General features: G+C 57.0%; 20 protein-coding genes and 2 CRISPR repeat arrays (1 of these 22 cut by a window edge). Of the genes, 14 read left to right on the forward strand and 6 right to left on the reverse strand.

The genetic code is table 11. The features are described from left to right. Window positions 1-4,072: a CRISPR direct-repeat array (repeat unit 30 nt; unit sequence GTTACAGACGGACCCTTGGGCGGTTGAAGC); it begins 37 nt to the left of the window's first position. A gap of 223 nt (window positions 4,073-4,295) precedes the next feature. Genes cas6 through cas2 form a run of 8 tightly spaced genes read left to right on the forward strand, consistent with a single transcriptional unit; the run spans window position 4,296 to window position 13,542 of the window. After that, window positions 4,296-5,108, forward strand: coding sequence for a CRISPR-associated endoribonuclease Cas6 (gene cas6 / locus EGH23_RS18080; RefSeq protein ID WP_220581380.1), 813 nt, complete (start codon window positions 4,296-4,298; stop codon window positions 5,106-5,108). Continuing rightward, window positions 5,095-7,233 carry a type I-B CRISPR-associated protein Cas8b/Csh1 gene (gene cas8b, locus EGH23_RS18085; protein WP_220581381.1) on the forward strand — a complete coding sequence of 713 codons (2,139 nt, stop codon included), beginning with the start codon at window positions 5,095-5,097 and terminating at the stop codon, window positions 7,231-7,233. The genes cas6 and cas8b overlap by 14 nt, the downstream gene beginning before the upstream one ends. Window position 7,234: 1 nt before the next feature. After that, window positions 7,235-8,308 carry a type I-B CRISPR-associated protein Cas7/Csh2 gene (gene cas7b, locus EGH23_RS18090; protein WP_220581382.1) on the forward strand — a complete coding sequence of 358 codons (1,074 nt, stop codon included), beginning with the start codon at window positions 7,235-7,237 and terminating at the stop codon, window positions 8,306-8,308. 2 nt (window positions 8,309-8,310) lie between these two features. Continuing rightward, entirely contained in the window at window positions 8,311-9,087 is a 777-nt protein-coding gene (cas5b, locus tag EGH23_RS18095; RefSeq protein ID WP_220581383.1) for a type I-B CRISPR-associated protein Cas5b, read from the forward strand. Further along, a complete protein-coding gene (locus EGH23_RS18100) occupies window positions 9,087-11,702 on the forward strand; it encodes a CRISPR-associated endonuclease Cas3'' (RefSeq protein ID WP_220581384.1) in 2,616 nt (871 codons plus the stop codon). Before cas5b ends, EGH23_RS18100 begins: the two co-directional genes overlap by 1 nt. Further along, window positions 11,699-12,280 carry a CRISPR-associated protein Cas4 gene (gene cas4 / locus EGH23_RS18105; RefSeq protein WP_220581385.1) on the forward strand — a complete coding sequence of 194 codons (582 nt, stop codon included), beginning with the start codon at window positions 11,699-11,701 and terminating at the stop codon, window positions 12,278-12,280. Before EGH23_RS18100 ends, cas4 begins: the two co-directional genes overlap by 4 nt. A 2-nt stretch (window positions 12,281-12,282) precedes the next feature. Beyond that, window positions 12,283-13,275: a type I-B CRISPR-associated endonuclease Cas1b gene (gene cas1b, locus EGH23_RS18110; protein ID WP_220581386.1), complete on the forward strand. Its 993-nt coding sequence runs from the start codon at window positions 12,283-12,285 to the stop codon at window positions 13,273-13,275. A 3-nt stretch (window positions 13,276-13,278) separates the two neighbouring features. Then, window positions 13,279-13,542, forward strand: a complete 264-nt coding sequence (cas2, locus tag EGH23_RS18115; protein WP_220581387.1) for a CRISPR-associated endonuclease Cas2 — start codon at window positions 13,279-13,281, stop codon at window positions 13,540-13,542. A 103-nt stretch (window positions 13,543-13,645) separates the two neighbouring features. Continuing rightward, a CRISPR array of direct repeats spans window positions 13,646-15,118; the repeat unit is 30 nt; unit sequence GTTTCAGACGGACCCTCGGGAGGTTGAAGT. Window positions 15,119-15,202: 84 nt separating this feature from the next. On the opposite strand, the gene EGH23_RS18120 is transcribed toward cas2, so the two are convergent. Beyond that, complete coding sequence (locus EGH23_RS18120) at window positions 15,203-16,207, reverse strand: DUF7961 domain-containing protein (RefSeq protein ID WP_220581388.1); 1,005 nt, start codon at window positions 16,205-16,207, stop codon at window positions 15,203-15,205. A 266-nt stretch (window positions 16,208-16,473) separates the two neighbouring features. Next, entirely contained in the window at window positions 16,474-16,965 is a 492-nt protein-coding gene (locus tag EGH23_RS18125; protein ID WP_220581389.1) for a hypothetical protein, read from the reverse strand. A 196-nt stretch (window positions 16,966-17,161) separates the two neighbouring features. On the opposite strand from EGH23_RS18125, the gene EGH23_RS18130 reads away from it, so the two are divergent. Together EGH23_RS18130 and EGH23_RS18135 are read left to right on the forward strand one after the other, a co-directional pair. Further along, a complete protein-coding gene (locus EGH23_RS18130) occupies window positions 17,162-17,407 on the forward strand; it encodes a hypothetical protein (RefSeq protein WP_220581390.1) in 246 nt (81 codons plus the stop codon). 266 nt (window positions 17,408-17,673) lie between these two features. Next, complete coding sequence (locus EGH23_RS18135; protein WP_220581391.1) at window positions 17,674-17,868, forward strand: hypothetical protein; 195 nt, start codon at window positions 17,674-17,676, stop codon at window positions 17,866-17,868. A 470-nt stretch (window positions 17,869-18,338) separates the two neighbouring features. Here the strand turns inward: EGH23_RS18135 and EGH23_RS18140 are convergent, their stop codons facing one another. Then, a complete protein-coding gene (locus EGH23_RS18140) occupies window positions 18,339-18,590 on the reverse strand; it encodes a hypothetical protein (protein WP_220581392.1) in 252 nt (83 codons plus the stop codon). Between the two features lie 84 nt (window positions 18,591-18,674). Here EGH23_RS18140 and EGH23_RS18145 point away from each other — a divergent pair, with 84 nt between their 5' ends. Further along, on the forward strand, window positions 18,675-18,848 hold the full coding sequence (locus EGH23_RS18145) for a hypothetical protein (RefSeq protein ID WP_220581393.1): 174 nt from the start codon (window positions 18,675-18,677) through the stop codon (window positions 18,846-18,848). A gap of 578 nt (window positions 18,849-19,426) precedes the next feature. Then, on the forward strand, window positions 19,427-19,888 hold the full coding sequence (locus tag EGH23_RS18150) for a hypothetical protein (RefSeq protein WP_220581394.1): 462 nt from the start codon (window positions 19,427-19,429) through the stop codon (window positions 19,886-19,888). 414 nt (window positions 19,889-20,302) lie between these two features. On the opposite strand, the gene EGH23_RS18155 is transcribed toward EGH23_RS18150, so the two are convergent. Beyond that, complete coding sequence (locus EGH23_RS18155) at window positions 20,303-20,473, reverse strand: hypothetical protein (RefSeq protein ID WP_220581395.1); 171 nt, start codon at window positions 20,471-20,473, stop codon at window positions 20,303-20,305. Between the two features lie 114 nt (window positions 20,474-20,587). On the opposite strand from EGH23_RS18155, the gene EGH23_RS18160 reads away from it, so the two are divergent. Next, window positions 20,588-21,568, forward strand: coding sequence for a DUF7983 family protein (locus EGH23_RS18160; RefSeq protein WP_220581396.1), 981 nt, complete (start codon window positions 20,588-20,590; stop codon window positions 21,566-21,568). A gap of 131 nt (window positions 21,569-21,699) precedes the next feature. On the opposite strand, the gene EGH23_RS18165 is transcribed toward EGH23_RS18160, so the two are convergent. After that, entirely contained in the window at window positions 21,700-21,954 is a 255-nt protein-coding gene (locus tag EGH23_RS18165) for a hypothetical protein (RefSeq protein WP_220581397.1), read from the reverse strand. A gap of 200 nt (window positions 21,955-22,154) precedes the next feature. Here EGH23_RS18165 and EGH23_RS18170 point away from each other — a divergent pair, with 200 nt between their 5' ends. Further along, window positions 22,155-22,421, forward strand: coding sequence for a winged helix-turn-helix transcriptional regulator (locus EGH23_RS18170; protein ID WP_220581398.1), 267 nt, complete (start codon window positions 22,155-22,157; stop codon window positions 22,419-22,421). Window positions 22,422-23,253: 832 nt separating this feature from the next. Here EGH23_RS18170 and EGH23_RS18175 read toward each other — a convergent pair. Continuing rightward, a complete protein-coding gene (locus tag EGH23_RS18175; RefSeq protein WP_220581399.1) occupies window positions 23,254-23,670 on the reverse strand; it encodes a DUF7522 family protein in 417 nt (138 codons plus the stop codon). Between the last annotated feature and the right edge of the window lie 180 nt (window positions 23,671-23,850).

Here is a 23,850-nt window from a genome sequence, read left to right on the forward strand (position 1 = left end):
CGGAGTTCCCACCAACGATTTGCCTTTCGCGTTACAGACGGACCCTTGGGCGGTTGAAGCACTATGCGCGGCCGCCGACCAGGAGGGCGGCGATGGTTACAGACGGACCCTTGGGCGGTTGAAGCAACAATACCGCGCTTAGAGGAGCAAATCCAGGCGAGTTACAGACGGACCCTTGGGCGGTTGAAGCGATTCCATCCACGCTTGGGCGTGGTAGGACTTGCCGTTACAGACGGACCCTTGGGCGGTTGAAGCCGCCAGCGGTCGATACCGCTCGCGTCAGTACCGCTCAGTTACAGACGGACCCTTGGGCGGTTGAAGCCGGGACTACGATAAGCTGAAGCAGGGACTGGAGGAGTTACAGACGGACCCTTGGGCGGTTGAAGCAGCCGCCGAGACCGTGGAGGTTCCGCTCGTCGAGACGGTTACAGACGGACCCTTGGGCGGTTGAAGCAAGAAGCTCACCGGCCGGGACACCATGCTGGCCGACGTTACAGACGGACCCTTGGGCGGTTGAAGCGAGCTTCGTGACGTTGACGAGGAGATACTCGATCGTTACAGACGGACCCTTGGGCGGTTGAAGCAGCTCGTAGTCGGTACCTTCGGTAAGCGTCGTGCCGTTACAGACGGACCCTTGGGCGGTTGAAGCGTGCTGCTGGGCATCGTCGGCGCGCAGTACCTCGCGTTACAGACGGACCCTTGGGCGGTTGAAGCTATCGACATGCGATCTTCGCGGAGGTCGGACTGGGTTACAGACGGACCCTTGGGCGGTTGAAGCATCGACTGCAACCGAGGCCCGTGAGGCCTGCTGCAGTTACAGACGGACCCTTGGGCGGTTGAAGCGGGTTCACGATGACCACTAAGCCCATCGCGGCGACGAGTTACAGACGGACCCTTGGGCGGTTGAAGCCGGCGGTTCGAGAGCACGTGGTCGTCGGCGAGCCACGTTACAGACGGACCCTTGGGCGGTTGAAGCCGGCCAGAGAACGTCGACGTCGCGGTTCGGCAGGATGTTACAGACGGACCCTTGGGCGGTTGAAGCCCCGCCAGGTCGGCGAGTTCACGCTCGATACCGAATGTTACAGACGGACCCTTGGGCGGTTGAAGCCGTCTCGGCCCACTCGACTAGATCACCGAGGTCGCGGTTACAGACGGACCCTTGGGCGGTTGAAGCACGCGGGCGCGAGCCGCTGGCGAGCAACGCATCGTCGTTACAGACGGACCCTTGGGCGGTTGAAGCGCCGGGACGTGGGCCAGCCCGACCGGCCGGCCCTCCAGTTACAGACGGACCCTTGGGCGGTTGAAGCTAACAGCCATCTACAGAGACTATACAGAGATGATACAGTTACAGACGGACCCTTGGGCGGTTGAAGCGCGAACCCGACGACCAAGACGACGGCGAACTCGCTTAGTTACAGACGGACCCTTGGGCGGTTGAAGCGGGTAGTTGCTCGCGTCGCTGAACTCAGTCGAGACGGTTACAGACGGACCCTTGGGCGGTTGAAGCATTATTGTCGAAATAGCAGTTTTGGACTCGACAATGTTACAGACGGACCCTTGGGCGGTTGAAGCGTCTCCTCGTCGCGCTTCTTCCTCACCGTTCGGAAGTTACAGACGGACCCTTGGGCGGTTGAAGCTGAGCACCGTCCTTCCGAGTGGCGTATCTAACCAGGTTACAGACGGACCCTTGGGCGGTTGAAGCCAGTACGACGGGACGCTCAACTGGCGAGAGGACACCGTTACAGACGGACCCTTGGGCGGTTGAAGCCGCACTACGCCGTCTAGAGAAGTGTCCGGGGGATAGGTTACAGACGGACCCTTGGGCGGTTGAAGCAGCATGACCCGAATCGAGTACGAGGGTCCCGACCTCGTTACAGACGGACCCTTGGGCGGTTGAAGCTTGACTGGGTCGCGCTCCTCCGGACCGCAGTGACAGGTTACAGACGGACCCTTGGGCGGTTGAAGCGCTCCTCGGAACGGCTCTGTCTGATCAAATGGTGGAGTTACAGACGGACCCTTGGGCGGTTGAAGCTTGTCCTCGGCGATCCGCCGGAGGACGTCGAGGAGCTGTTACAGACGGACCCTTGGGCGGTTGAAGCGAGCGCGGGACGCCGGTCCGCGACGCACGCGAGACGTGTTACAGACGGACCCTTGGGCGGTTGAAGCCTGAACTAACGGCGGGCAAACTCAGCGGGTTAGGGTTGTTACAGACGGACCCTTGGGCGGTTGAAGCCGGTGGAACACCGGGGATTCGGAGTCCGTTCCGACGGTTACAGACGGACCCTTGGGCGGTTGAAGCCGGTCTACAACTTCTATCCAGTATACGACTGGACGGTTACAGACGGACCCTTGGGCGGTTGAAGCCCGGTCGTCGCCGAAGACGTTCCAGCGGTCTAAGGCGTGTTACAGACGGACCCTTGGGCGGTTGAAGCTTGTTCCCGTGCGAGATAGTCCCCAGCGGCCGGTCAGTTACAGACGGACCCTTGGGCGGTTGAAGCCCTCGCAGAACGTCTCCGTTGAAGTTCGGGAAGTGAGTTACAGACGGACCCTTGGGCGGTTGAAGCTCTAACTGCCGCTGGCAAAAAGGGCGCACTGATAGAGTTACAGACGGACCCTTGGGCGGTTGAAGCCGGTAGTAACTAACAGCCAGCAGTCTTATCACACAGTTACAGACGGACCCTTGGGCGGTTGAAGCGGCCTCGCGGCCGGCTACCTCTACCGAAACCGGGCGTTACAGACGGACCCTTGGGCGGTTGAAGCCGCCCCGACACGATCCGCGACCCGGAGACGCGCCGGTTACAGACGGACCCTTGGGCGGTTGAAGCGCCTGCGCTCTGCTGGGGCTGTGACTGTCCACGCGGGTTACAGACGGACCCTTGGGCGGTTGAAGCCGTCATATCTGCCACCGTTGCAGGGGAGTTACCTTGTTACAGACGGACCCTTGGGCGGTTGAAGCGCGGTCGGGGCCGGCGGCGTGATGATAATGCACTACGTTACAGACGGACCCTTGGGCGGTTGAAGCGACCGAGCGGCACGTTCGAGGTTGTCGACGTTCGAGTTACAGACGGACCCTTGGGCGGTTGAAGCTCAAAGAGCTCGTCGACACGGCGACCGGAAAGATCGAGTTACAGACGGACCCTTGGGCGGTTGAAGCTCGAATGGCGCGCAGTAACCGCATCCCTTCTCCCCACGTTACAGACGGACCCTTGGGCGGTTGAAGCTCCGTCGCCCAATTGGTCGCCCCGATTAGGGAGTTGTTACAGACGGACCCTTGGGCGGTTGAAGCGGCTATACCGCGGACTACGCCGAATATGTGAACTAGTTACAGACGGACCCTTGGGCGGTTGAAGCATCCAGTAGTGGCTGAAGTCGACGTTCTTCGAGGGTTACAGACGGACCCTTGGGCGGTTGAAGCTCACAGGCCTCCTCGATGGCCTCCATGTCGTACTCTAGTTACAGACGGACCCTTGGGCGGTTGAAGCACGCCGGTCTGGGAGAGCTGGAAGCGGCCGTGCTTGTTACAGACGGACCCTTGGGCGGTTGAAGCCAGACGCTCTCAGCGTTGACCCACAAAACGCTACACGGTTACAGACGGACCCTTGGGCGGTTGAAGCTGATTCGGGTGCATGGGGTCCAGATTGGACATACAGTTACAGACGGACCCTTGGGCGGTTGAAGCTTACAGAGGTCCCATATCTCCCGTCGGTTAGTGTCGGTTACAGACGGACCCTTGGGCGGTTGAAGCCCGTCCGCCGTCCGCTTTCGGGGCGGTCCACACAGGTTACAGACGGACCCTTGGGCGGTTGAAGCCGGGAAGCGCCGGACGAGAACACGACCTGGCACGTGGTTACAGACGGACCCTTGGGCGGTTGAAGCTCGATCCTCTCCAGCGTCAAGCCAGCTCGAGATCAGTTACAGACGGACCCTTGGGCGGTTGAAGTCAACCAACTTGAGGACTAACCGATGAACGCAACCCGTTACAGACGGACCCTTGGGCGGTTGAAGCACCCCGATAGAACAGGACTACACTATCCTGTCGATAGTTACAGACGGGCTCTTGAGTGATTGAAGCACCTGTAGCTCGAGGAATTTGTCTTGGGTCGCGGATTTCCAGACGGCTCCTTGTGGAATCGAAGTTCCGCAAACTTCGCCGTCGAGACGCCACCAGACGCCAATTTCAGTAGACCTCTATTTGGACTATCTACTTTTACTCCGATTAACCGTCATTTATTTACCACTCGTTTGACAACCATCCTGTTATGCAGAAATCCAATAGACGAGAGGTGATTTGACCGGTGCGGATTCTCGTTCGGTTGAGCGCTCGTGCTGACGCTGCCTACGATAATACCTATCATCACAAGCTTCGCGGGCGCTTGTGGCAGGCTCTCGAAGGGAGCGACTACGATTCGCACCACGACGACAACCAACCCAAACCGTTCGCGTATAGTAATCCATTCCCACCGGGCGAAATGCAAGAAGGCGACGAGCGAAGCCTTCTCGTCGCCTCCACCGAAGAATCGCTGCTCGCCCACGTCGCTGAAGACCTCACTCACGACCGAGAACTGAACATCGGCGAGATGCCGTTCCACGTCGACAAAGTCACGCCACTGTCGCCGGACGTCGGCGAGCCCGGAACTACTGGAACCCTCGAGACAGGGACGGGCGTCCTCGTCAGAATCCCACCGTGGCGCTTCGACGAGTACGACATGGACGTCGACCACGACGAGGCAGAGTTCTGGCGACCGAAGCACACGATGGAACCATTCCGGAACCAGATCGAAGCGAACCTCGACAAGAAACATGGTCTGTACGCACCGGACTACCTACCCGGCCCCTCCGATGTAGACGGCGATCTCTTCGATGGGTACGACCTCATCAAGACCTTCGCCATCCCAGTCACGCCGACGACCGGCCGCGAGGAGACATGGGTCCTGAGCAAGTGGCGCTTTGACTACACGGTCCGAGATGACGACCACCGCCGCCATCTGAACTTGGCGCTGGACGTTGGCCTCGGTGAGCGCAACTCGCTGGGCTTCGGGTTCCTGAATATCACTGACCGAACGCGACCTGACGAAACGGAACTAGAGGGAGAGAATGCTTTCGCCTGAGGAGTTCCGAGATGAGTATGAAGGTCAGCTGGCCGAGGAACTACCGGATGCACCAGTATCGTCGCTCCGGAAGCTCCAGTACCTGTATGGAAAGCTATACACGCTGGGAACGACGGGTGGCGGACAGTACGCGTCGTATCTTACACCTGCTGCCGCAAACGACTTACTCGACACCGATGAGAGCCTCATCGTCATCCGTGTCGATTTGTCTGGAGACCAGCCGCGTCTTGCTGAAGATGAAACTGGACCGGTGCAAGTGACTCGGTATACTAAGGATCTTATCCCAAAGGTAGCACACTGCTACTACCAAAATCGCGGCTCAGGCATTGATCACAGTATTTCACATAAATCGGGGAAAAACAAATCACCAGAGCGGCTGGGAGAATATGCAAAGCACCGATTTACGAGATGGCCTACTGAGGATGCTGTCCAAGAAATCGCTGAGAGTCACAACGATGGATGGATAATCGAGACGCTTGCAGCAATTGGTAGCACCGAGGCCGTTGTCGACAAAATAAAAGAGCAGGTCAGGCGGCAAGTCGGCGGTGATCGGACAGCAATTCTTACTGTTCAAATAAAGACAGAAAGCGATGGTGACTATCGGTGGCCTGCAGAAGTCGATGTGCTCATGAGAGGTATGCGAGCACAACGACTCTCGAAATTGGTTTCGAAAAACAATGCGTCTAACTCAGCGGGGCAAGCAGTTGATCTCATTACTGAGCACCGAACTCAAACTGTTGGAACTGCGCAAGACCCATTGAACTATTTTCTGGGCAAGCAGGTCGAAAAGTTCCCAGGTCTTGATATCGAGAACGCATGGCGAACACATCCTCTCTCCGAGGATGGAGCCTTGACTGTGATGAATGCAGAAACCTTTATCGAGGCCTGTACCTATCGGACCTTCGGCGCGAAGGTCTACTATCTCCCGTACTTCTTTGGTCGGCCGACAGCCGAACATGCCTTCGAGCTGTACGAGATGCTCTACACGGCAGCTACCGAAGACGATGACAAAACGCCGGTCGAGGAAGCGTACGAATACTTCAAAGAGATGCCAGATGAGGAGCATGCGCTCCGGTTCTACGTCTCGGCGGTGATGCCACACCAGACATCGCGCTATGACGTCTTTGGCGAGACGATGAACGGCCGACTCCACTACCCCCAAGAACTCGCTGTTGAACACAACCGGATCGTCAGTGACACAGCAGCATTCAATTCCGGCGGTGATAGGACTTCGCCGCTCCCGACCACTGAAAGCTGGGATATCTTAGTCCATAGTGGTGCTCGGCTCCACTCAATTACGTCTGGCTGGTACTTCGCACAGACGTTTGCGGACCGCGATGACGATGATGCAGATGCCGACGATCCACGGATCGAGGCGCTTGTTAACGTACTCAGCGGTGGCACCATTGCCGTAGAGACGCTGCTCGCGGAGTACGTTGACCGTATCACGAGTGAAGAGGACGACGACAATGTTGAGGGATTCCCTTCACTCCGTGTCGCGGCCCAGTTCGCACAGCTGTGTGCGCTGGCTGGTAGCGACCTGGACTTGCTGACGACGGCAGATGCGGGCAAGCAATCAATCACGGTACCCCCTACCTACGAGGAACACACTATGCAATCAGCCGAAGACATTCAGGTTATCGCTGACGGCGGCAACGCCGCCGCTGTCAAGCTCGAATCGTTCATTGAAGATACGCCAGCGCTCGCACGTAATGGCACCGAAGATGCTGCAACCACTCGCAACGATGAACGCCGGGGTGCATTCTTGCTCGGTGCGTTGGTCGGTGCTGTCGGCAATTATCAGGAGTACTACGAGGATCGCTCGACGACGCTCGTCGATCAGTTCCCCGTAAAGTCGATCACGACGACGCGGATCAAGAAGGTCACACAGGAGGCAGTCGGAAAGACGCTGACCTACACGCGACAGGACAAAAAACAGGGCGCCAGCTTCCCTGGGACGAAGTTCGCGCATATCGTCGACCAACTTCGGGAGTCAATTCTCGAACGCGATCCCGACGAGTGGGAAATCGAGACCGATGATCTCCGATTCTACTACGCGCTGGGTGTGACCTACGGAATGAATGATCGACCGACTGCCGATACGCAGACTGCGGAGGAAAACTAATATGACAGCCACGAACACTGACATCGAGAACCGTTCTGAAATCGTCTTCCTGTATGATGCCGTCGACGCGAATCCGAACGGCAACCCACTAAGCGGTTCGAACCGACCACGGATTGACCCGCAGACCCAGCAGGCTATCGTGACCGACGTTCGTTTGAAACGGTATCTCCGAGACCAGCTCGAAGACGACGGTCACGGCGTCTACATCCGGAATGTCCAGGACGAAGGCGAACAGTACACACGAGCGAAACTCCTTGAGGACCGACTGAAGGCAGTCGATCCAGATGACTACGACCTCAACGACGAGGACGAGGCTCAGCAGTTCCGCGATGACATCTTTGGAGAGTTCCTCGGTGAGAGCGTCGACGTCCGGTACTTCGGGGCAACGATGTCCGTCGACACCGACGAGGAGTACGCGAAGCACCTCCCAGATCACTTCACCGGACCGGTCCAGTTTTCTCCGGGGAAGTCGCTGCACGCAGTCAACGAAAACGAGGAGTACGATAGTCTGACGAGCGTCATCGCAACTCAGGAGAACAAACAGCAGGGCGGGTTCGATCTCGACGACCACCGAATCCAGTATGGACTCATCGGCTTCCACGGCCTCGTTGACGAACACGGGGCCGCGGACACAACCCTTTCCCAGGCGGACGTTGAGCGACTCGATACGCTCTGTTGGCGCGCCATCAAAAACCAGACCATCAGCCGAAGCAAGGTCGGACAAGAGCCGCGTCTCTACTGTCGAGTGGAGTACGCTGATGAGAGCTTCCACCTCGGTGGCCTCGACAAGGACCTTCGACTGGACGAGGATGCCTCGAAACCGGACGAGGAACTCAGAAACGTTCGAGATCTTACCGTCGCAGTTGATGACTTCGTTAGGCGATTAGCGAATGCGAGCGAGCAGATTAATCGTGTTCGCGTCGTGGCGAGCGATGTCCTCGAGCTGTCTCACGATGGTGAGCGAGGCGGACCGGAACTCCTCTACGGCGCGCTTCGGGACGCCGTTGGCGACGATGCCATCGAGGTCGTGGACGTCTACGACGAACACACGGCAACGCTCTCGACGAGCGAGTAATCATGCCGGACCAACCGGCTGACGAGTGGACCCCGGATCGCTGTCTCTCCGTGACTGTCCGTGGTCCGTGGGGGCACTTTCGGCGTGTCGAGGGCAACATCGTTAAACAAACGTACCGGGTTATCCCCCGGACGACTGTCGCCGGCCTACTTGCTGCCGTCCTCGGTATCGAACGGGATGGCTACTACGACCTGTTCGCGTCAGATGCGTCGGCAATTGCTATCGAGCCGACCACCGAACTCCGGACAGTGAACATGCCCATGAACACGCTCTCGACGGCGGCTGGTGATCTCAGATCACTCAACGGGCGTGGGAAGATCAGCATGAAGCTTCCAGACCCAACGACGCTCCGGCAGCAACACAACTATGAGGTGCTCGTTGAACCCGAATATCGGCTCGACATCGCACTGGCCGACGAACAGCGCTATCGTGAATTGCGGGAACTACTCGAGGCCGGTCGGTCGCATTACGTTCCGAGCCTCGGCCTCTCCGAGTACCTCGCGGAACTGGACTATCACGGTGAGTTCGAAATCTCGGACGGGCCAAGTGACGGCGTCGTTACCGTTGACTCGGCCGTTCCGAATGCCGTCGATGACGTGGTCCTCAGTCCGGAAACGAGGTGTCAGGTCGAAGAATCGCCGGCGTTTATGGCGACCGACAGCGGCGGTCGAACGACGACGGCATTTACCACGTACACATACAGCCCGGACGCTACGGGACTTGATGTTCGAAATGTTGAGACCGCTCACGTCGACGGTCGGAACGTGGTATTCGTCTGATGCCAGTGCGGTACTCCCACCCACCCGAGGGTGATCGCGAGGGAGTCTATCTCACAGACCACCTCGAAGACGTTGCCGAGCGCGTCGGATACGTCGTTGACGATGATGCGACGACACCCGCTGGAGAGTCGCTTCGAGCAGTCGTCGAGACGCTTGCCCACGTGCACGACTTCGGAAAAGCGACGACATTTTTCCAGCAGTACCTCCTCGATAAGCCACGGCAGTACGACGACGATCGGCTGCGGTACCACGCACCGCTCGGTTCGTTCGCCGCGTACTACGCGCTCGACGCTCAAGGATTCAGCACGGAGACATGCCTAGCTGGGTTCGTCGCTGTCGCGAAACACCACGGACAGCTGCCAGACATCGCCGAGTATGTTCATGACCGGACGACTCGACGCGACAACCCAGAAAGACAGAACGCAGCGGAGCGTCAGCAAGATGCCATTCAGCATCAGCTACGAGATATCCACGAGCATGCTCCCGACCTCGCCGCCGACGTCTTCACAGCGGCTACTGCTGGCGAAGGCGATTGGGAGTCGTTCGCCAGCGGGTTTCTGGACCAACTCCCGGCAATCTCCGCCATTGTTGGGACATCTGGACTCACGCCGAGCATAAATCGCGACGCACTCTCAGCAGACTGCTACACGCTCGTCCTTCAGTGTTGGAGCGCGCTTGTCCTTGCCGATAAGACGAGTGCAGCCGACGCCCCGAACAGTCCGAAAACGTATGCGGCCCAGAAACCATCGAGTGAGCGACTTGATGAGTATGTTCGAGCGCTAGAAGCCGACGCCGACGCGGACCCAAATGGGACATCGGCCCAACAGCTCAACCACTACCGGTCGCGCGCTCGTAACGCCGTCGTCAACCGTGCACAGGAGATGGCCGACAACGGCGGCGGCGTTGCACGGCTAACACTGCCGACCGGAATGGGGAAGACGCTCTCTGGACTCGCTGCCGCGTTCGAACTGCGGGACCAACTCGACGGCGAGCGAGTCGTATACGCGCTTCCGTTTACCAGTGTTATCGATCAGGTAGTCGACGAGCTCCAAGACATCTACGAGACAGATGCCACGGGCAGACTGCTCACCGCCCATCATCATCTTGCTGAGACCATCATCTACGACGAAGCCGACGAGGCAGGCGATGCGGCGGATCTATCAGACGACGTTGCAGGAATGCTTGGAGAGAGCTGGCGAGCTGGCCTCACTGTCTCGACGTTCGTCCAGCTGTTCGAAAGCCTCGCCGGACCCAGAAACACGCAGTCGATGAAGCTTCCCGCGCTTCGAAATAGCGTTATCGTCCTCGACGAGCCCCAGAGCCTCCCGCTGGACTGGTGGAAGCTCGTTCCGCGTCTCGTTGATCTGCTCACCGAACAGTACGATGCCACGGTCATCGCGATGACAGCGACACAGCCGAAACTATTCCCGGACTCACTGGAACTCGTCGATAATCCGGACGTGTATTTCGAAGCAGTTGAACGCGTTAGCTATCAGCTAGATTCCTCGGTGGAGCGCTACATCGAGTATCCGGGCGAGGCGGACGCGAAATCCTACGACGATGCCGCAACCGATCTCTGTGATGTCGCTGCGGACGGTGCATCGGTACTCGCGGTCTGCAATACAGTCGATAGTGCCCGGAAGCTCACGGAGCGCGTAACAGACACCAGGCCGGATCTCCAGGATGTCGCTGCTGTGTTCGCCGACGAGCTCGACTGCAACAATACTGAGACCGTCGTCGAAAATGTCGTCGAGCGTCTCGAATCGAGCGGACGGCCCGCTGTGTTGCACCTCTCGACGCGACTGCGACCGACTGATCGATTAGCACTCATTGAAATCGCGAAACAGCTTACTGAGCGCGACCATCCAGTTGTTGCCGTTTCGACCCAACTCGTCGAGGCCGGTGTCGACATCAGTTTCGATCGGGTGTACCGAGACCTAGCACCGATTGATAGTATCGTCCAAGCAGCCGGGCGGTGTAACCGCTCGTTCGAGCGTGCTCGCGGTCGAGTCACAGTCTGGTGGCTCGCCGCTCCTGAGGATCAGAGAAAGACACCCGCCGAAGCCGTATACAATCGAGGCACGTCGCTTCTTCCGGTGGCCGCCGATACGCTCGCAACGATCCGAACGGAACAGGGCGAGCTCACAGAGACAGCCGTCGCTCGAGACGCCGTCGAACGGTACTACGAGCGTCTCGACCGTGAGAAAGACGTCGGACAGCAGGCGTACGCCGACTACGTTGACGAAGCGCGGGCCGACAAACTTGCGTCGCTGTCTCTCATCGACCAGCGGCGTGCTGTCGACGTTGTTGTCTGCCGATCTAACGAGGACCGTACGCTGGTCGAGTCCGTTCGAGACACGGCCGACAGCTACGAGTTCGGGGCACTCAAGGAGCAGCTGGACCGGACGAAATCGATGCGTATATCGGTACCAGTGTATCGCGAAGATGGGGAGACCGCTGACGCGCTTGCCCAACTCCCACTACTGCTTCCGAACGACGCAATCAGCTACGGGACTGGCATTCGCGTGCTCGACGTTCGCGAGTACGGGTCACATTTCGACTCGACTACTGGGTTCGTTGTCCCCGAAAACAGCGTCGACCATCTCTTCATATGACCGAGGATGATACGGCCCCTGATAGGACAGCTGACGACCCAGTCGAACGATTACTCCGCTCGGCTCGCAATGAGGCCGTCGACGATTCGTTCCATGTGACCGGTGTGATGATGCAGTACTACGAGGTCTGTAAGCGCGAACTCTGGTTCGCGTCCCGGCACCTCGAGATAGACCGCGACAACGCCGCCGTCGTCCGCGGTACACAGGTGGATGACTCAGCGTACGAAGACGAACGCCGAAACATCTCGGTCGACGGCACGATCGCGATCGACGTCCTTGAAGACGGCCGCGTGATGGAGGTTAAACCGTCCTCGTCGCTCGTCGAACCAGCAAAACTTCAGCTGTTATACTACCTGTGGTACCTCGACCGGGTCGTCGGCGTCGACCGCGACGGCGTCCTCGCACATCCGACCGAACGAAAGCGCGAGGACGTCGAACTCACCGACGCAAATGTCGACCGCGTCGAGAACGCAATCCGTGGCATCCACGACGTCGTCACCAGTGATTCCCCGCCGCCAGCCGAAGAAAAGCCGTTCTGTGACTCCTGTGCGTACCACGACTTTTGCTGGAGCTGTTGACTATGAACGACAACTACCACGTATTCACCGATGGCCGACTCGAACGACACAACGATACTGTCCGCCTCGTGACCGAGGACGACGACAAAAAGTACCTGCCAATCGAAAACGCCGAGGCACTGTTCCTGCACGGGCAGATCGATTACAATACCCGCCTGGTCTCGTTTCTCAACGATGTCGGCGTCGCGATGCACGTCTTCGGCTGGAACGACTACTACGCCGGGTCGATCATGCCCGAACGCGGACAGACCTCCGGCCAGACGCTCGTCGAGCAGGTCCGAGCGTACGATGATCCCAAACGGCGACGTGCTATCGCACGGCGCTTCATCGATGGCAGCATCCACAACATGCGAGCGAACGTGAAATACTACGACGGGCGCGGTCACGAGTTCGGCGACATCGTCGATCGGCTGGACACCCAGCGCGAATCACTGGCTGACGACATGCCAACGGACGAACTCATGGGCGTTGAAGCGACTGCGCGTCGGGCCTACTATTCGATGTTCGACGACGTACTCCCCGAGAGGTTCGTCTTCGCGGGTCGAACGTACAACCCGCCCGACAACGAGGTCAACAGCCTCATTTCCTTTGCCAACTCGCTCGTGTACGCCAACATCGTTTCTGCGATCCGCGCGACGGCACTCGATCCGGCAGTGAGCTTCCTCCACGAACCCGGCGAACGCCGCTACTCGCTTGCTCTCGACATCGCGGACCTGTTCAAACCCCTTCTCGCCGACCGAGTCATCTTCCGGCTCGTGAACCGCAGTCAGTTACAACTTGACGACTTCGAAGACGATCTCAACGGAGTTCTGCTCAACGACGACGGTCGAAAGAAATTCTCGAAAGCGTTCGAGGAGAGCTTGGAACAGACGGTTGAGCATCCCCGGCTGAACAAACACGTGAGCTATCAATATCTCCTCCGTGTCGAGGTGTACAAACTGAAAAAACACCTCCTCACCGGTGAGGAGTACGTTCCGTTCAAACGGTGGTGGTAACTTGTGGTCTACGCCATCATCGTTTACGACGTCCAGGCCGATCGGACGCCGAAATTTCTCAAGTATCTCCGCCGATATCTCACCCACGTGCAGAACTCCGTTTTCGAGGGCGAACTCACTGAGGGAACACTCGTCGAAGTCAAGGAGACACTGCAGTCGATGCTCCAGGACGGCGAATCCGTCATGGTGTACCGAATGGACTCCGAGAGCTATGTTGAGCGGTCGGTGTACGGTGACGATCCGATGGACGAGCAGCAATTTCTGTAGCTACCGTCGTCGACCCCCGGGGGTTTAGGGGGTATTGCCGGTCGACGAAAATAGTGAAGTGAATTCGGACGCAACAGCCATTATGGCCCGCAAATCGGCCATGGTTTCAGACGGACCCTCGGGAGGTTGAAGTGCGCGGGTGTCCTGCTCGCGGAGCGCCAAGTCGAAGGTTTCAGACGGACCCTCGGGAGGTTGAAGTTACATCCACTCGTCCGGATTGGAGGGCTACCTGTGAGTTTCAGACGGACCCTCGGGAGGTTGAAGTGAGGATCTCGATGCGTGGCTCGACGAGCAACACGAGTTTCAGACGGACCCTCGGGAGGTTGAAGTCGCCGTTCGGCGGCGAGTCGGCGGATTTCCGGCGGCTGTTTCAGACGGACCCTCGGGAGGTTGAAGTGACCCGAACACAGTCATGGGCCGGCCGCCGACGCGGGTTTCAGACGGACCCTCGGGAGGTTGAAGTAGTCCGCGAGGACACGAAAGAGTCGTTAGCAAAGCGTTTCAGACGGACCCTCGGGAGGTTGAAGTACGAGGTACTCCACGGTGTCCTTGGTCTTGTCGCCCGTTTCAGACGGACCCTCGGGAGGTTGAAGTCGGCACCCCTCTCTGGGGACCCCCGTCCTCCAGAGTTTCAGACGGACCCTCGGGAGGTTGAAGTTCCCGTGAACGTGACCGTGTTCGTCGAGAACTTCGTTTCAGACGGACCCTCGGGAGGTTGAAGTGCTTCACTCGGACCTGACGGCCGTCTTCAAGCTCCGTTTCAGACGGACCCTCGGGAGGTTGAAGTCGTATATCTCATCTGCCAGTATCCGAGCGTCGGGTTGTTTCAGACGGACCCTCGGGAGGTTGAAGTATCGGTCTATCGACGAAGGCGAACCCGTCGAACTCGTTTCAGACGGACCCTCGGGAGGTTGAAGTATGTTGTCGAGTCGGTCGCATCGTCGTCGTAGATTAGTTTCAGACGGACCCTCGGGAGGTTGAAGTTCGCGTTGCTCGCTTGCTTCTGGTGTTTTTAGACTCGTTTCAGACGGACCCTCGGGAGGTTGAAGTATGGAGGTTCTCACTCATATCTATCGCCAGTGAAAGCGTTTCAGACGGACCCTCGGGAGGTTGAAGTCAGTTGTCGACGCTCTCAGTCTCGCCGAAGACGGTGTTTCAGACGGACCCTCGGGAGGTTGAAGTGAGACGTACGAAGTCGGTGACGAGTGGGTATGGGCGGTTTCAGACGGACCCTCGGGAGGTTGAAGTGCTGGTAGTCCCGACGGTCAGATTCGAGAGGCCGTCGTTTCAGACGGACCCTCGGGAGGTTGAAGTGGTCCGACAGTATAAGCGTTGCCCAAGCAGCGGCGTTTCAGACGGACCCTCGGGAGGTTGAAGTTCGTCCGATCCGCCGGAGTCGGACTTAGCGGACTGGTTTCAGACGGACCCTCGGGAGGTTGAAGTCGGTCGAAGGGCCGCCCTGCGTTGTGTATTCAACGAGTTTCAGACGGACCCTCGGGAGGTTGAAGTGACCGTTGTAGCCATGCAGGAGTGGTTTCTCGGCCGGGTTTCAGACGGACCCTCGGGAGGTTGAAGCAGCCGAAACGCGCTGACAGCGACACAATCTAATCCCACGAAAAACAGCTCGATCACATATCGACGGTACCACCAACCTCCCATGTCACTCGCTCGCGAGAAATGCCACTTCGTCATGGGCGTAGCTGTAGATCGACAGCGCCGCCTCGTGACAGTGGGCCTCGAGATTGGCCGGTGCTACCTCGTCTCCACGCGGCCCTTCGTAGACGATACTCACGTCGTCACCAGCCACGTCGACTACCACAGCAGGATTCGGGTCGTCGTGAGACGATTTGATGACGTAATCCCCGACGACGAATGGATGCTCCGCAAACTGCAGATTCTCGTGCTTGTAGGTGTAGAGACTGATATTCTGATCATCACAGTACGAGGACAACAGCGCTGGTGAGATATCACGCCAATCGCCTGGCCCTTCGTCGAGGGAACTCGGGAACGCAACCCGAACGCCCTCGCCATCGAGTTCCTGTCCATACAGCTCGACTTTCGTCTCGGGTGGCAGCACTTCAACAACGACGCCAACAGAAGCATCATTCTCACGCTTCTCGACACGATCTCCTGGCTGGAACGGATTGGTTGGTGTCTGGTTCATGTTCGCCGTGTTCGGCCCGAGATCTTGGAGATCGTTCATGGGTCGAGTCGCGAGATGTTCCAACTTCGCCGGTGAGTTGCCCGAAAACTGTGCTTCGGTCTCGACTTTCGATTGGAGCGTCTCAACATGCTCCCATCCGAGCATAATCAGGCTATCCTCGTTGTCTCGATGCCACACCATGACCACAATGTCGTCTTCCGAATCGTTCTCGACGAGCGTTTCGGGCAGGAACGCCGACACGTCCCGCGAGGTCTTCACGTCTATCTCGTATCCAAACACCTCGAAATCGTGTCCCGAGAAGCTTTCCGGGTTACACCGTCGAATCGCATCCTCGTTTTCCCACTCCCACATCTCTGCTGGGAGGTATTCACGGCAGAACTGTTCGAACGCGATTTCTCCGAGATTCCCGATGCGCTTTGCATCGATATCATCTGCACCCTGCTTCACCGCCTGGTAATTCGCCCGCTCTCTATCGATTTCATCGGGCGTAAACTGGTACACAACTGGTAAAAATTACTCTTCATATATGAAGTTTTCTATTAATAAAAAATCTCATTTATTCTAGTCCCATCGTACCGACCACCGAAATGCCCTAGCTGCCGGCGGATACACAGCCCGCCTGCGCGTATATCGGTGGGATCGATACCACCACCTAGCCAGAACGACACTCTCTAATAGGAACCATCGCCCCTCGGCATACGGCACGACGAACGACTCAACGTCATCGGGTATCGCACCGACCTCGATGACTGAGACGTCAGCACAATTCAGGTCGTGCGGAGGTGATCTGTACGGGGCTCGTAGACCTCGCCCTGCTGCTTCAGCGTCTCGATCTCATGCTCAGCCTTGTCCTGGCCAATGCCAACCAGGTGTGCCCGTTTGACAACCGCAGCAATCGGTGCGCCGTCGTCGAATTGCTCCGCCAACGCTTCGATGATCCCACGAATGTCCTGGCTTCGATCTCGCTGTGTGGTCGCTGCTGTGGGGACGTCAGTTCCAATCACGACTTCCTGTGACCGGCTGCAATCGACCTCGAGTTCCCCACTAGCAATGGATTCGACCGCTTCGGTTACTGCTCGTCGTAGATACGAACAACGAAGCCGCTCCCTTGGGCCGTCATAGACGGCGTCAACAGCGACGACATAGCTGTCGGGAAAGCTGCTGCGCGACGTGCTCTTGCAGCTGTCCTTCTGCCTTTGCAGCGAGCTCGCCTGCCCGTTGCTCGTGCTCGTTACTCGTCTGTATATGGTCGGCAGCACTCTCAACCAATGCTTGTGGACTCGCTTCAGACATAGCACTGGGTAAAAGGGATAGACTGTAGTCTTTAGCAACGGTGGGTAGAACGCACGCTTCGGCCACCAAGAGGTTCCGACCGCCGACGAATACACAGACCGTCGCAGCGCCCGCCTGTGTGCTTGTCGGTGCGGGAGAACGATGCCACGAGGAGAGACAGCTATGCACAGCACAACCGACACGCCGCCCGTCGCCACAAGCACCCATCACCGATCCCAGGGAGGCACGATGAACACCGACCAGCATACCGTCCTCGCGATTGTCACCAGCATCGTCGCGAAAGGTTGTTTCGCCGGCATTGCTCTCGCGAAGCTCGTCGAACCCGGGTCAGAGGTGTCACTCGGCGGTTATCTCGCGCTGGCATTTAGCTGCTCGACTGTCTCGGCGGTCGCACAGATGTCACGGTGAACTTCTTCGTACTGTCGATCAGCACAGGAAGGTGAGCTGATACAGGGCTAACCAACAAACCGGCCTCATTTGTTCGAGCGTTGGTTATCTAATTCGTCAGATTCCCTCGAACCGCCGTTTGTTACCCAGCACAGTATCTGAAACAGCCACTCAGTAGGAATGCGTACTGAGTACAGGCTACTGGTAGTCACTCGGTTACTCAAAAAACAAATCTGCGTGAAAACCTTCGGGGTTAATCCGAATTCAGAACCTAAGTATAGCATCTCATGACCGAGAATAGCATACCGAGGGATACACCCCGTAACGAACCACCTTCTGCCGACGAAGATGTGGCGAAACTCCGCCTTCAATTGAAGCACCTCTCACTCGAAGAACTAGAAGCAAAAGAACTCGTGAGGTGGGATAGAGACGAACACGTTGTGAGGAAAGGGGCAAAATTCGGCGAGAAGAATACCAACTAAAAGTTTCTGCCAAAAACGGCGAAGATCGTTATTTCATTCCCCTGAATTGACCGCCTCGTGTCACAATACATCATCTGCTGAGGATTTCAACAAAGCACTTTGTTTCAAGTTTCCGGCGTGAGTCTTCGACCACTTCCAGCGACGGTGGCTACTATTCTTCGCGGTCGTCTTCAAGGTCATCAGCTAGGGCGAGGAGTTGATGGCCAACTGACCGAGCTTGGTCGGGGGACAATCCAACCTCTAAGCCCATCTCTCCGTGGCTGGCTTGCAACGAAAGTGCTATTCGGATTTGTCCCGGCTCTGCCGGGAATACTTCTAACTTTGACCGTGCGTTGAGTCCCATTGTCAGGTCAGACCAGCCTCCCTCTTCTCCCCTGAGAATTCGATCGCCATATTCTCTCCACCAAGCGAGACTACTTATTTGTAAGTATAACTATATTATCAGCATATTTTGACACTGCTGATGACGTTCAGTCTTTGTCAGGATGTGGCCCAAGATGCTCGTCTGCTTCTGTGGAAGTGTGTTTCCACTGCTCGTTGGTTTTGGCTGCGTGTTCCGCATTTTCTCGATACGCTTGGGCGATGTCTCGTTTCAGTTCGTTGTCGTCTGCGTCAGCGAGCGATATGATATCGATATACTTCCGGCTAACAATCTCAGCCGCACGACGAAGTGTGATGTCGCGGCCCCGAAGTCGCATGAGTGCCGTCTGTTGGTCACCCATAGTTGTTTGATAATACGACGCGAGGTGTGTTAGTCCTGATGCCGACACCGGGGACTATTACGGTGTGTCCCGTATTACCAACCTATGGAACTAACAGACCGCGAGGAGCTAATTATTGGGCAGTACCTGTCAGGAGAGATTACGCGAGAAGAAGCCGTTGAAGAGATTGGAACAGAGATGGTTGAACGAGTAGACGCTGCGAGAGATGGCATTAAAGAGGACGTGGATTGGGGACTCCGTAGGTCGGGTTCGGGATAGACAGAATTGGATAGATAGTTCACGAAATGAGTGGTGTCCGACTCTGTTGAAATCCTATTTTTCACATATTTTTCACGTGAAACATCTATTAGATAGGGTTGCGTATTGAGCAAAGGTTGAATATCCTTACCAGTCCAGACTTCATACATGAGTGGTAAGCCCTCATTCGACCGTAACCGTGTCATTGTTTATACTGCGATAGCGGCCATTTTAGGCTTCTTGATTGGGTATCTTGAACAAGGTACGCTTGGTGGTGGTCTTGTACTCGGGGTGGTGGCTGGAGTAGCAGTTCCCCTTGGCCTTCTCCTTGCCAACTTGGTTTCTCGTTACATCGATAGGTGACTCGCCTACACTGACCACCAAAAGGGGCGACCGTCTTTCTGCAAAACTCTCCGCAGCGTCGGAGTAGTGACCCACCGTCTCGTGCAAGGCCCACTACCACCGCAACCAACTCCTTGGCCGCCTTGCGGCCCTCGAGTAAACCGTCTGCCTTGTCCAACCGATCAGCCTGAAACGCCCCTGGCTCAAATAACACATCGAACCAAGAAGTAAAGAGGGAGTAGCGTCACCAATCAGGAATGTATCTCCAGAAACCCGCTAAAATCGGTGCCGGGATTGGCGTATTCGGTGCGTTGTTTCTCCTCCTCACCACCACACTGCTCATTATCGTGCCGCAAGAACTGCTGTCCCCGACGGCGAGCACCACCTACATCGACACGTGGTCGCAACCAATCATGACCGTCGGCGGCGCCATATTTACCGTCGGGATCCCCCTCGCTTGTGCTGGCATCGCATATCATTTGACGACGACAGCCCACACTCCGGGAAGTGTCGTCATGGGGTTCCTGGTCGGCGGGATTGTTTTTGCTATCGGAAACGGGATTCTCGGGGTAACGGTGACTCATCTGTTTGTGCATGGAACCGGCATCGAGCGGTCGTTGCTCGGCCATCTGCAGAACAGCCTGCCACATGGACTGCGACTGTTCGTTGGGGGACTCCTCGGTGTCGCTGGCGCGCTCATCGCTGAAGAGTATTTCTAGAACACCAAACCACCAAGACTCCCAGTACCATCGCGCCCACTTACTCAGCGGCTGCCCTAGGCAGAACCGACACCGAACTGATTCCCCGCAGTAGGTGTGCGTACCGAGTACTACAGCCGCTCAAAGGGACAGACAGCTCCGCAACGGTCGGTGTACAACGATGAGACGACCAATTGAATCAGTGAAACGAGAGACTGCCACACCTACATTCACCACCATTGCCGACTGCACGAAGTTCTCCATCTGGCCACACTCGGACTTTGCATGCCGCTTTACAGTCGTCACACACACCGTCTCTTGTTGGCATTTTTTCGAGCGTACCCATGCTCCCAACAGAGAGGGCCTTACATCGGATAAGACTTGGTACCAGACAGCATGATAGGCAGAGTCGTTCTGAATCAAAGGAGAATTCGATCACTCGGTTTCGAGTGCCGTATAGATTTCCGCGTGCCGACGTCCATCGAGTTTTCCCATCTCCAGTGCAATCTCGCGGCGTTCTTCAGCACTCTCAGCCGTCTGATACTGCTCGTATAGCTGGCGGACCTCGTCATCGACCGGGGCCGAAGAATCACTGCTGGACGCCATTCCTATCTCGAGCAGACTCAGTGTGGTCGTGTATCAGTTACGACGAGCACAGGTCCAGCAGAGCGGAGTGCGTGGCATCCGGAGGCTTTTGGCCTCCGCTGTTGAAGACTCCGTATGCCGTTCAGCGAACGTTGGCACACACTTCTCGATCATGCTGAGGCGTTATCGTCCGATGCGACACTACTCACGCCCCTGTCGCGGACCCCCTTTCGCCTAACGGATGTGCAAGAACATCGGATTCTCATCACGTACCGCGATGCCGATGGAACCATTCCACTCCAGCGCGAGCAATTTGAGACGCTGTTGCAGCGCGTGCACGACGCCCAGCCCGGCTTCGAGCTGGACCGACTGCCAGCCGACGCCGAACCATACGCGACCGTCCTGAGTCTCCATCCCCGGTTCAAGCTGGATGACCGAGAGGGCACGCTGACAGAGACGGAGACGCCAACGAGTTCACCACTTGTTGACGCTCACGAGGTAGCCAGTGAGACGGCTGACCGGGACGAACCGGATATGCCAGTCTACGCCGACGCACTGCTCCTGATTGACGCGCTCGAACGCCACGATCCAACCGATCTCGGCGGGCTGGAAACGCCTGCACTGGTGAATCTCTATACGTTGCTTTCAGACGTCCAGCGGAACGCGAACGACCTCCGGCAAGCGGTCCGTGGCGTACTCCTTGACCGCCTCCATCATGACCAGCCAGTCAGCGGCCAATACGGATCAGTACAGCGGACGGCACGCCGAAACCGCTCGCTCAAGGATGACGAAGAGGTGCTTGCCTTGCTAGACGACGCAGGGATTGCCCGTGAGCGTGTGACAACCGTCGACGCCAAGAAGGTCGATGACGCACTGGAAGTGACCGACCTCGCCGAATCTGATGTGTATGACATCGAGGAGAGTGAATACGTCCGGAAAGCCGAGGTGGACGAGGAGCGCAAGGAAACGCGACTGCAAGGGCTGAAAGACCAGCTTGCTGCCACGGACGAGGATACCGAAGCGCTCCAACAGGAAATCGAGGAGTTAGAAGCGCGGATTGACGACCTCACGAGCTTTGATTCTGGAACAACGTTCCACACGCCATCGAAGGGATAGCTGTGGTAGCGCGTAGAACCCGTCTGCACGGCAACGCAGGCTCTAGACAACGGGTGGCAAAGCGCTTGTCACAGTCGGTTGGGTTCACTACTCGCACGTCGAATTAGCTGGTAGGTAGATATGCGTATTGTTCAGTTGTCACCGAATGCGGTTGCTGATGTTGGTTCGTTAACGCCCTTTGAGACTACGTAGAGTAATGCCGTAAGCAGAGTGGTGTATCGGATGGCCGTTACGAGGGTTCCCTCAATCCCGTAGAGTAACTCAATGGCGAATCCTTCAATCAATAGGCTGAGTACATGAGCGAGGAGAAATCCAAGTAGCACTATGGCTCCAATACGCAAGCTCTCTGTTAGGAGCCACGTGACGTTGTAATGGCTATTTTTCATGATATAGTTTAGCGGTAGAGAGGTGAAAAGTACTTCGTCTGAATTGACCGACAGAGGGCGAATTCCGCACGTGCAATCTCCAAAGCAGTACTCAGATAACGATCAGCCCCACGTCCCGTCAAGCGACGCCTGCAAGGACCGATCTGCCTGACTGACCGCAGACACCCAAGATTGTAGCGGTAGCCCCCGTAGAGACACATATGGTGGCACCGGATGCGAAGGACCGCCTTGCTGATGCGCCACCCAGCGCCAAGCTCGTCTACAAAACACTGGAATACGAGGGGGAGCTGACCCAGGGCCAACTCGTCGATGAGACACGGCTCTCAGTGCGTACTGTTCGGTATGCATTAAGGGAACTCCAGGACCGAGACGTGATTCGCGAGGAGATCTATTTCGCTGATGCCCGCAAACGCCTTTACTCACTCAAGTCAGCCGACGAACCATCTGAACCCACGGATAGAGCGTAATACGAGACGTCTCAACGGCCGGCTTGCTATTGACCCCGTGGTTACACCAATTGGGACAGCAGAGATTCGGTGATGAGCAACACTCCGAAAACGAGTGCTGATTACCACTCCTCTCGTGGTGGTAGTTCGGCACCACAGTACTGACAGAACCGCATCGGCGCACGCGGTTTCTCCCGCCCTGTATCGTACGCAAACTCACGGCCACACTCTGTACATGCTGTCTTTGGCATCGGTGTCTCCAGTAGCCGCTGTTGCACTGCTGGCTACGGAGTAACTACGCTCGTCTGCGTGGTAAAGATACACATGATATCAGCGATCACCTGGTTCGTGCCGTGGTCGCTTCTATGAGCGGAGCGTCTCTATCCCATCACTTACGCACGGTTTACTCGTTATTAGCTCGACTTACCGTCGAAGTAGACCCAGAGAGTGTCTGCAAGGGCTGGATTACAATATGGCGGCCCATTCAATCCACACATGCGGTCCTGTGTACCCCCATTCGAACTCTGGCCGCCCCGAGAGGCACTTGCCGCATACGATTCGGGGCGACCTTAGCCCCAGAGCGTCTCACTAGTCACCATCCCCTGGTATCTACTCAGTCCATGGTCTCTCGAGAGGTCACTCTATAGAAAGGAGTTGGAGAGCCTGTCGAATGTGATACTCAACCCTCTCCGTCTCATCGGCATCTACTGCCTGTTCAAAATAGTGGATCGCCTCCCGGTGAAGTCAGCCTCGTCAGGGTCGGCTGCATAGCAGAAATACTGGCCAGTTTCCCGAAGACACACTGCTTCGAACTGGAGTGTGTCTTCGTCCTTCGTGATGAGACGCGCCACCGTTAGTCCCAATCCTGCGTTTCGTCTAGTTGCTCTCGCTCCTCGACGACGACGTCTCTCGCTTCGGCGACGAGGCCATGAGTTTCGGAAAACGCCTCGGCTTCAAGCGCGACTGCAGTCCCAACGCCGTCTGCAAGCACGAAATTCATCTCGAGTACATTCTCGAAACACTTGACAAGACACGTCAACTCGCCGTGTTCGTCGGAGAAGAGATCATCGTAAATCGGTGCCGAAAATGATTCGAACCGAGAGTCGTCTATTGCATCTGCAAACTCATCATCAGTATACTGCTCAGCAACATCGTCCCGGAGGTAGGCGACAGTAAAGTCACCCTGCTCGTACTGCACAATACTCCGGAGATCCCCATCCGTCTTCTCTTTAAAGAACGTCTCCAAACGGGATGCGAGTTTCTGTGCCATTAGCTCATCAGTTACTCTCCATTCACATAGTATTTCTGAGTAATATTCTATCCTATGTACTTGGAATTAATCCACTAGTGGACCGCTTCGAAGCTACGTAATCCGAGAGAGCGATGGTTTCTCGCTATCCCAGAGATAGCGACGCTATCTTAGCGGCCTCAAGGCATTCGGCCTGCTCTA

The organism is Haloarcula nitratireducens, from assembly GCF_019599505.1.

Coding starts and splice junctions, on each gene's coding strand:
- EGH23_RS18150 (WP_220581394.1), top strand. CDS start 19,427: ATGTATCTCCAGAAACCCGCTAAAATCGGTGCCGGGATTGGCGTATTC.
- EGH23_RS18160 (WP_220581396.1), top strand. CDS start 20,588: ATGCCGTTCAGCGAACGTTGGCACACACTTCTCGATCATGCTGAGGCG.
- EGH23_RS18165 (WP_220581397.1), bottom strand. CDS start 21,954: ATGAAAAATAGCCATTACAACGTCACGTGGCTCCTAACAGAGAGCTTG.
- EGH23_RS18170 (WP_220581398.1), top strand. CDS start 22,155: ATGGTGGCACCGGATGCGAAGGACCGCCTTGCTGATGCGCCACCCAGC.
- EGH23_RS18140 (WP_220581392.1), bottom strand. CDS start 18,590: ATGGGTGACCAACAGACGGCACTCATGCGACTTCGGGGCCGCGACATC.
- EGH23_RS18135 (WP_220581391.1), top strand. CDS start 17,674: ATGACCGAGAATAGCATACCGAGGGATACACCCCGTAACGAACCACCT.
- cas8b (WP_220581381.1), top strand. CDS start 5,095: ATGCTTTCGCCTGAGGAGTTCCGAGATGAGTATGAAGGTCAGCTGGCC.
- cas1b (WP_220581386.1), top strand. CDS start 12,283: ATGAACGACAACTACCACGTATTCACCGATGGCCGACTCGAACGACAC.
- cas5b (WP_220581383.1), top strand. CDS start 8,311: ATGCCGGACCAACCGGCTGACGAGTGGACCCCGGATCGCTGTCTCTCC.
- EGH23_RS18145 (WP_220581393.1), top strand. CDS start 18,675: ATGGAACTAACAGACCGCGAGGAGCTAATTATTGGGCAGTACCTGTCA.
- EGH23_RS18100 (WP_220581384.1), top strand. CDS start 9,087: ATGCCAGTGCGGTACTCCCACCCACCCGAGGGTGATCGCGAGGGAGTC.
- EGH23_RS18130 (WP_220581390.1), top strand. CDS start 17,162: ATGCACAGCACAACCGACACGCCGCCCGTCGCCACAAGCACCCATCAC.
- cas4 (WP_220581385.1), top strand. CDS start 11,699: ATGACCGAGGATGATACGGCCCCTGATAGGACAGCTGACGACCCAGTC.
- EGH23_RS18175 (WP_220581399.1), bottom strand. CDS start 23,670: ATGGCACAGAAACTCGCATCCCGTTTGGAGACGTTCTTTAAAGAGAAG.
- cas7b (WP_220581382.1), top strand. CDS start 7,235: ATGACAGCCACGAACACTGACATCGAGAACCGTTCTGAAATCGTCTTC.
- EGH23_RS18155 (WP_220581395.1), bottom strand. CDS start 20,473: ATGGCGTCCAGCAGTGATTCTTCGGCCCCGGTCGATGACGAGGTCCGC.